This is a genomic window from Parashewanella curva, from assembly GCF_003675895.1.
In the GTDB taxonomy this organism is placed as follows: domain Bacteria; phylum Pseudomonadota; class Gammaproteobacteria; order Enterobacterales; family Shewanellaceae; genus Parashewanella; species Parashewanella curva.
Genome location: NZ_ML014862.1, coordinates 1 through 7,960, shown reverse-complemented (window position 1 = coordinate 7,960; position 7,960 = coordinate 1). Strand labels below are relative to the sequence as shown.

Sequence of the window (7,960 nt, the reverse complement as noted above, 5' to 3'; positions counted from 1 at the left end):
GGCTTATGGGTCTTTTTACAGCTCAACGAAGTTCTTTCTAACTATACCATTGAGGAGATTGAAGCATTTAGAGAGTTGGCTAGTTCGTTTTTTGGACAAACCATGTAGATACCTATGCCTATATCTTCAAGTGGAATTCGCATAATTCCAATCAGCCCTTTCGTGATTATCAGGTGTTCATCTTGAATATATATTGAATAGTTTTTAGCTGCTCTATAATTGGCAATACAGAAGACCATGCCATACAGGAACAAAGAACATATGATAACTGCTAAAAGCTCACTAAAAGTCCATAAAAGGGAGTAACTCAAGATTGCTAACACAATTAATGAGACGCTCAATAAAAACATGCTACTTACTTTTGCAGCTCTAGAATTTAAATGAGCAATTGTTGGTGAATGATTCTTTGAAAAATAAGGTATTGCGTAATACCAACTCGCAGGCTCAGAGGCAAGAGTGAGCGCCAGTGTAGTTGTAGACTCTTTCCTTCCTTCGTCTGCATGCTTTAAAAGTTTATCTTTTACTGTTGTTGGGTCACCTTTTGAATCTGCATCTCCATCGCCATGCTTATCTATCATTTTCAATGCAGTAAGTCTTGGGTCACCTTTTGCTCCCCTTGCTTGCCATAAACCGCGAATAATACTTACCATAAGATAGACTTCAATAATGATTAATAAGGCGATTAAGGGATATCGAATATAAGAGATGAATTCAAAATATGATGCAAAATCTGGTGGGAAAGAATAACGAGCTACTAAACTACTTAAACTGAAAATAACTAACATCTTCCAGAGCTTTTGCTCCCCTAGCTTAATGATACAAAACCAATAAACAGAAGGAAAAACAGCAAAAAACATCAAACTGATAAAATAGAAGCTATACCAATCTTGAGTATTTTGAAGTTGCTCAGGTAATAATTTTATACCTAAGCCATACCCTAAAATTGCTACTACAAGAAATACTAATCTAGCTTTTACTGCCAAGCGCATTAAACACTCCATTGTTATCTTTATGTTAAAAAACAATATTGTGCTAATAATGGATTATTCAAGTTGCAGCTAGAAAATATAATGCTTTTTTTGAAGGAGTAATATGCGGAGAACTAGTGGAACTGAAAATATTAGAAGTTAAAACGAACAAAGCCTCAGTAAACTGAGGCTTTGAAACAAAAACAAATTTGGCTTTAACTAATTACTTAGCTAAAGCGTCTTTTGCTTTTTCAACTAAAGTTGCGAATACAACTTTGTCGTATACTGCGATGTCTGCCAAAATCTTACGATCGATTTCGATAGACGCCTTCTTAAGACCGTTGATGAAACGGCTGTAAGATAGACCATTTTGACGAGACGCTGCATTGATACGTGCAATCCATAGTTGACGGAATTGACGTTTCTTTTGACGACGGTCACGGTAAGCATATTGACCAGCTTTAGTTACAGCTTGTACTGCTACGCGATAAACGCGTGAACGAGCACCGTAATAACCTTTGGCAAGTTTCAGTACTTTTTTGTGACGAGCACGAGCGGTTACACCACGCTTAACTCTTGGCATTTTCTAGATCTCCTAAATTAAGCGTATGGTAATTGACGCGCGATTGCTGGAACGTCAGACTTAGCAACAAGACACTTAGCACGTAGATGACGTTTACGCTTAGTGCTTTTCTTAGTCAAAATGTGACGAAGGTGAGCTTGCTTGCGCTTGAAACCATTAGCAGTTTTCTTAAAACGCTTAGCAACACCCTTATCGGTTTTCATCTTAGGCATTGTATACTACTCCGCATTGGGAATGTTAATAAATAGCAAGGCGAAATGAGACTTATAAAAGCCTCATTTACTTTTAAATAATTGCCCTACTTATTTCTTTTTAGGCGCCAGCACCATTACAGCTTGGCGACCTTCCATTTTCGGGAAAGACTCCACTACTGCAATTTCTTCCAAATCACCTTTAATACGGTTCAAAAGATCCATACCGATGCTTTGGTGTGCCATTTCACGGCCACGGAAACGCAGCGTAACTTTCGCTTTGTCACCATCGTTTAGAAAACGAGTCAGGTTGCGTAGTTTTACCTGATAATCGTTTTCATCAGTTCCAGGACGGAATTTAACTTCCTTAACCTGAACCTGCTTTTGCTTTTTCTTCTGTTCTTTTTGAGCTTTCGCTTTATCGAACAAAAATTTACCGTAGTCCATGATCCTACATACTGGAGGTTCAGCATTCGGGCTAATTTCTACAAGATCAAGTCCTGCTTCATCAGCTTTACTCTGAGCTTCTCTGATGCTCATGATACTAGGTTGTTCACCTTCAGCACCACTTAAACGAACTTCAGTTACACCAGTAATTTCTTCATTGATTCTATTGGCAGCGTCTTTGCGTCCACCTGTTCTTTTAGCCTTTATGACTTATTCCTCCAAAAGATTTAGACTACGGAGCGAAATTTGTTCACGGATTTTAGCGGCAAAGGCATCAATACTCAACTTACCTAAGTCTTTTCCGTCTCGAGTTCGCACCGCGACTTCCCTATTTTCCATTTCTTGGTCACCTACGACCAGCAAATAAGGAACACGTCTTAACGTGTGCTCGCGTATTTTAAAGCCAATCTTCTCGTTTCTCAAGTCACTTGATGCACGAATACCCTGCTTTTTGAATAATCCGATGATTTCTTGTACATAATCGGCTTGTTTATCAGTGATATTCATTACAACTGCTTGAGTTGGTGCAAGCCAAGTTGGGAATCGACCCGCGTATTCTTCAATTAGAATACCGATGAAACGCTCCAATGATCCTAAAATAGCGCGATGAATCATTACCGGAGTTTGACGGCTTCCATCTTCTGCTACATAAGTAGCACCTAAACGAGATGGCAATGCGTAGTCTAATTGTACTGTGCCACACTGCCAAGCACGATCTAAACAGTCATGAAGTGTGAACTCGATCTTAGGGCCATAGAATGCTCCCTCACCTTCAAGGATATCGTACTTGATATTATTATTAGCAAGAGCTTGTTTTAATGCTTCTTCAGCCCTGTCCCACATATTGTCATCACCGATACGTTTTTCTGGGCGAGTTGATAACTTAACGACAATATCTTCAAAACCGAACGTTGAGTATGTATCGTAAACCATCTTGATACATTTACTCACTTCTTGCTGAACTTGATCATCCGTACAGAAAACGTGGGCATCATCTTGAGTAAAACCACGTACACGCATTAGGCCATGCAAAGAACCTGATGGCTCATTACGATGACAACAACCAAACTCAGCCATACGCAATGGAAGATCACGATAAGACTTCAACCCTTGATTAAAGATTTGAACATGACCAGGGCAGTTCATAGGTTTCAAAGCATAATCACGTGCTTCACTGTGGGTAGTGAACATTGCTTCTGAGTACTTATCCCAGTGACCTGAACGTTCCCATAAAACACGATCCATGATCATTGGACCTTTAACTTCATCGTACTCATAGTCAACTAATTTAGTACGAACAAAAGTCTCAAGCTCACGGAAAATGCTCCAACCATCATTATGCCAAAACACCATACCAGGCGCTTCTTCTTGCATGTGATATAGATCTAACTGCTTACCAATTTTACGATGATCACGTTTTGCCGCTTCTTCTAAACGGTTCAGGTGAGCTTTCAATGCTTTTTTATCAGCCCAAGCGGTACCATAGATACGCTGTAACATCTTATTGTTTGAATCACCACGCCAGTACGCTCCTGCAACACTCATTAATTTAAAGTGATGGCAGAATTTCATGTTTGGAACGTGAGGGCCACGACACATGTCGATGTATTCTTCGTGATGGTACAAAGCAGGCGTTGAATCTTGACTTATATTTTCGTCAAGAATTTGCATTTTATAAGTTTCGCCACGAGCCTCAAAAGTGTCTCTCGCTGTCTGCCAACTGCCGACTTTTTTAACTACGTTATAGTTAGTTTTAGCAAGTTGCAGCATTCGCTTCTCAAGTGCATCAATATCTTCTTGAGTCAGTTTATGATCAAGATCGACATCGTAATAGAACCCATTATCGATAACTGGCCCAATTGCCATTTTGACATCTGGCCACAATTGCTTAATAGCATGACCTAATAAATGAGCACAAGAATGACGCAGAATCTCTAACCCTTCATCATCTTTCGCGGTAATGATTGAAAGCTCAGAATCAGCTTCGATAATGTCACATGCATCTTTTAATTCACCGTTAACTCGACCAGCAATACAGGCTTTTGCAAGGCCAGAACCGATATCAGCGGCAACATCATATGTGGAGACAGGTTGTGCAAACTCGCGTTTGCTTCCATCAGGAAGTGTAATAACAGGCATAAAATTTCCTTTCCAGTGGTGACCCATACGAAGGGCCACTTGGGTAGTAGTGTGAAATTCAATTAGAGGGTTAGCCTATACCAGAGTCTAATTTTTCCCTAATTGATTGAAGCTATATAATACTTGATTGCTATTAATAACAGCAAACAAAGATTAAATTTTTTTGAATTTAATTTTGAGATTTAGACAAGTTTAAAATCTGTTCTATTATTAAATTCCCGTTGGGTATTGATTCACGTAAATACTGAGGTACAAGGATGTTAAAAATTGTAGTATTTGCAGCGTTATCATCACTAAACATTTCGATGTATAGCTTGCCAAAAATAGATGTAGAATTTAAAAACCATATAGAAACCCAACAATCAAAAGCCCTTTTACTAAAAGACATAGAGCAAGAACTGAAAACACAACATTTACAAATGATAGACAGAATCCGTAAAGAAGATTTTTTTGAACAAGGCTTAAAAATTCAAAAAGTAAGCTTTCCAAAAATCAAAAAAGTTGATGACCCAAACAAGCCTATAGAATATTAAATTAGTTCTTTGGTTTTAAGTACACGTTCAACTGTATCCACAATTGACTGTGTCTGAGAATCAATTTCAATATTAAGAAATGTACCCAATCCCGCTTCACTTAAGTTCGTCAACTTAAGTGTTTCAGGGATTAAATAAAGCTCAAAAGTATTATTCTCCACTTTTCCTATCGTTAAGCTACAACCATTTACAGCAATAAAACCTTTATACAAAATATATTTCATCCATGTAGGTGCAACCTCTAGCGTCAAGTTAAAGTGATCATCAGTATTCTTCACTGAGACGACTTTTGCTTGCGTATGAATATGCCCTGAGACAATATGCCCTCCAATTTCATCTCCAAATGACAATGATCTTTCGATATTTACTTGATGCCCCTCGTCAACAACATCTAAATTCGTAACCCTTAGTGTTTCTTCCATTACATCAAAAAACACCTTATCATCTCTTTGTTCAGTAACTGTCAAACACACACCGTTAACAGCAACACTTGCACCACTTATTAAGTTCTTACAAAACTCAGGTTTAATAGCGATCCCAAATTGTTTTAGACCATGCAATTTGTTAATTGAAACTACGTCCGCTGTTGTTTGTACAATTCCTGTAAACATTTAGTTATTCTCTTCAGTTATCAAAGGTGTATGAATGAATCATTTCGGGTATCAAGCTAAACGTTTATTTCAGCTCGCAGCCCCAATCTTTATCGCGCAAATAACCCAAACATTGATGGGATTTACTGATACGGTTATGGCAGGTCAAGTCAGTGCTACTGATATGGCTGCCGTAGCCATCGGCACTAGTTTATGGTTTCCGCCTTTTCTATTTATTTTGGGCATATTGATGGCATACACACCAGTGGTATCTGGGCATCATGGTGCCAACAACGCAGAAAAAATTCGCCCTCTTATTCATCAAGCAGCTTACATTGCCTTAATCGGGGCAATTTTAGTAATGCTAGTACTGAGTTATTCTTCTCTCATTCTCTCAAAAATGTCCCTTGAACCCAAGTTGGCTGAGTTGGCGAAAGGCTATATTGATGCTGTTTTATGGGGAGCGCCAGCTTTTATGCTCTATCAAGCATTAAGAGGATGTAGTGAAGGGATATCTTATACTTTGCCAACCATGGTAATTGGATTTATTGGTTTACTAATCAACATACCCGCAAACTATATATTTATTCATGGATATTTTGGTGCACCTGAAATGGGTGGTGCTGGTTGTGGTGTGGCAACAGCTCTTGTAATGTGGTGCACGCTATTTAGCATGGCTATTTATATACACTTCCATCCTAAATTCAAACAAATAAAGTTATTCAATAAATTGTACAAACCTGATTTATCAGTAATAAAATCATTAATCATATTAGGCTTACCAATAGGTTTATCCGTTTTATTTGAAGTCAGCTTATTTTCAGTTATTGCTCTTATGCTTGCACCACTAGGAGCAAATGTTGTAGCAAGCCACCAGATAGCACTAAATTTTTCATCGCTGGTTTTTATGCTTCCATTATCCATTGGGATGGCTGTTTCAATTCGAGTGGGATATTACGTTGGCGTGAAAATATTAATTTATCAAAAACCGCTACCAAGGTTGGATTAGCCGTCGGATTAATTATGGCTGTAGTTACAGCTATATGTACCCTTCTATTTAAAGAACAAATCGCTTTAATCTACAACGATAACCCCATTGTTGTTCAAATGGCTGTCGCACTAATGGGGCTTGCAGCCATGTATCAAATTTCTGATGCCATCCAAGTTGTCGCAGCAGGCGCTTTACGTGGCTACAAAGACAATACAGTAACTTTTTTTATTACCTTAGCATCATACTGGGGAGTAGGAATAACACTCGGATATATTCTTGGCAAAACAAATTTCATCGTAAGTCCAATGGGCGCCAAAGGGTTTTGGATAGGACTCATTGCAGGGTTAACGACAGCAGCTATATTATTCTTTTGGCGTTTACATTTCACTCAAAATAGAGCCGCGCATCAAATCAAAACTATTAATTATTGAGCAAGTCGCATATAAAACCAGCGAACAACTTACTAAACATAAATCCGGACTTGCGCTTATGACAACTTCAACCTAAGATAAGCGCCATCGGACATCATGTCCCACTTCAAAATACAACCGTAGCTCAGTTGGTTAGAGCACCACCTTGACATGGTGGGGGTCGGTGGTTCGAATCCACTCGGTTGTACCATTCTAGATACATAGCAAAATCAATACCTTATCAGATAAATTATCTTTATGATTTCATCATGATTTTTGTATAAAAATGACCTTGTGCCAATTTGGTGACAGATTCGTGGTCTCATACCTATTCTTTTTAAGAAATATCATGACCCCCACCCTAGATGTATAGGTAATCTTAATTTTTGGATGAAAAAGTTATGATTTCACCGTGAAACGACACACTTAACTTTCTACTTGTGACAATTTTTTGATATTCAGGCTATAAATCAAGCACTTTACACCGTTTTGTTTCTTTGCAAATCAATTATACCCAAGTGAATTCAAATTGCAGATGTGAGCGTTTGAAAGTTGTCAGTAATTCTACTCGTTAAAGTATCTGCAATTTCTGGTAGTTTGACATCGAAAAAGTAATTTATCCGTTCTCGGAACTCTTTCGCTGAAGCGAAATATTCATTATTCCTAATATGCTCATTCATTACTTTCCAAAGCCGCTCAATTGGGGTCAAATTTGGGCTGTATGGTGGTAAGTAATGAAGCTCTATTTTCAGTTCTTTCGCTTTTTCTTTTACGCTGTCCGCACGATGGTAAGCCGCACCATCTAAGATAAGGTGAATACGTTTCGCTTTAGAATGTTGCGCTTTCAATTTCACTAAAAAATCGACAACCGACTCTTGGTTAATACGCTCATATTGAGCTGTCACGGCCTCGGCTAATTTCCCTAGCTCAATACCGCCAATAATATTAAAACGAGTACGGCTTCCTGTGGTGTTGATCAACTTATCTTCACCTTTACGTATCCAACCATAAGACAGCTTGGTTGCCATAGTTGGATGGACGGCATCCATGAATACAATCGGTTCACCCTCTGGCTTTCCTGACTTTAGCGTCTCATAATCTTCTTTAA

The 7,960-nt window shown here is 38.5% G+C and carries 8 protein-coding genes, 1 tRNA gene and 1 pseudogene; 3 read left to right on the top strand and 7 right to left on the bottom strand.

The window, feature by feature from the left end; genetic code table 11:
- Positions 1 to 41: 41 nt before the first annotated feature.
- The 5 genes from D5018_RS19775 to thrS all read right to left on the bottom strand — a co-directional run bounded on the left by D5018_RS19775 (position 42) and on the right by thrS (position 4,328).
- Complete coding sequence (locus D5018_RS19775) at positions 42 to 989, bottom strand: hypothetical protein (protein WP_121840708.1); 948 nt, start codon at positions 987 to 989, stop codon at positions 42 to 44.
- A gap of 202 nt (positions 990 to 1,191) precedes the next feature.
- On the bottom strand, positions 1,192 to 1,551 hold the full coding sequence (rplT, locus tag D5018_RS19770) for a 50S ribosomal protein L20 (RefSeq protein WP_121840707.1): 360 nt from the start codon (positions 1,549 to 1,551) through the stop codon (positions 1,192 to 1,194).
- Positions 1,552 to 1,568: 17 nt separating this feature from the next.
- Entirely contained in the window at positions 1,569 to 1,763 is a 195-nt protein-coding gene (gene rpmI / locus D5018_RS19765; protein WP_011496149.1) for a 50S ribosomal protein L35, read from the bottom strand.
- A 90-nt stretch (positions 1,764 to 1,853) separates the two neighbouring features.
- A complete protein-coding gene (gene infC, locus D5018_RS19760) occupies positions 1,854 to 2,396 on the bottom strand; it encodes a translation initiation factor IF-3 (RefSeq protein ID WP_121840706.1) in 543 nt (180 codons plus the stop codon).
- A gap of 3 nt (positions 2,397 to 2,399) precedes the next feature.
- Positions 2,400 to 4,328: a threonine--tRNA ligase gene (gene thrS / locus D5018_RS19755; RefSeq protein ID WP_121840705.1), complete on the bottom strand. Its 1,929-nt coding sequence runs from the start codon at positions 4,326 to 4,328 to the stop codon at positions 2,400 to 2,402.
- 257 nt (positions 4,329 to 4,585) lie between these two features.
- On the opposite strand from thrS, the gene D5018_RS19750 reads away from it, so the two are divergent.
- Positions 4,586 to 4,861 (top strand): hypothetical protein, encoded by a 276-nt coding sequence (locus tag D5018_RS19750; protein WP_121840704.1) that lies wholly within the window; start codon positions 4,586 to 4,588, stop codon positions 4,859 to 4,861.
- On the opposite strand, the gene D5018_RS19745 is transcribed toward D5018_RS19750, so the two are convergent.
- Positions 4,858 to 5,472: a riboflavin synthase subunit alpha gene (locus tag D5018_RS19745; protein WP_121840703.1), complete on the bottom strand. Its 615-nt coding sequence runs from the start codon at positions 5,470 to 5,472 to the stop codon at positions 4,858 to 4,860. The two genes, D5018_RS19750 and D5018_RS19745, sit on opposite strands and share 4 nt — an antisense overlap.
- A 34-nt stretch (positions 5,473 to 5,506) precedes the next feature.
- Here D5018_RS19745 and D5018_RS19740 point away from each other — a divergent pair.
- Positions 5,507 to 6,873, top strand: a pseudogene (locus D5018_RS19740) (MATE family efflux transporter).
- A 113-nt stretch (positions 6,874 to 6,986) separates the two neighbouring features.
- Positions 6,987 to 7,063: transfer RNA gene (locus tag D5018_RS19735), tRNA-Val, on the top strand.
- Positions 7,064 to 7,376: 313 nt separating this feature from the next.
- Here D5018_RS19735 and D5018_RS19730 read toward each other — a convergent pair.
- A partial coding sequence (locus D5018_RS19730) for an IS630 family transposase (protein ID WP_121840702.1) occupies positions 7,377 to 7,960 on the bottom strand: 584 nt, incomplete at its 5' end.

What these genes read in the sequence shown, in the direction of transcription:
- rpmI (WP_011496149.1), bottom strand. Translation starts at nt 1,763, where the DNA reads ATGCCTAAGATGAAAACCGATAAGGGTGTTGCTAAGCGTTTTAAGAAA.
- thrS (WP_121840705.1), bottom strand. Translation starts at nt 4,328, where the DNA reads ATGCCTGTTATTACACTTCCTGATGGAAGCAAACGCGAGTTTGCACAA.
- rplT (WP_121840707.1), bottom strand. Translation starts at nt 1,551, where the DNA reads ATGCCAAGAGTTAAGCGTGGTGTAACCGCTCGTGCTCGTCACAAAAAA.
- D5018_RS19775 (WP_121840708.1), bottom strand. Translation starts at nt 989, where the DNA reads ATGCGCTTGGCAGTAAAAGCTAGATTAGTATTTCTTGTAGTAGCAATT.
- D5018_RS19745 (WP_121840703.1), bottom strand. Translation starts at nt 5,472, where the DNA reads ATGTTTACAGGAATTGTACAAACAACAGCGGACGTAGTTTCAATTAAC.
- D5018_RS19750 (WP_121840704.1), top strand. Translation starts at nt 4,586, where the DNA reads ATGTTAAAAATTGTAGTATTTGCAGCGTTATCATCACTAAACATTTCG.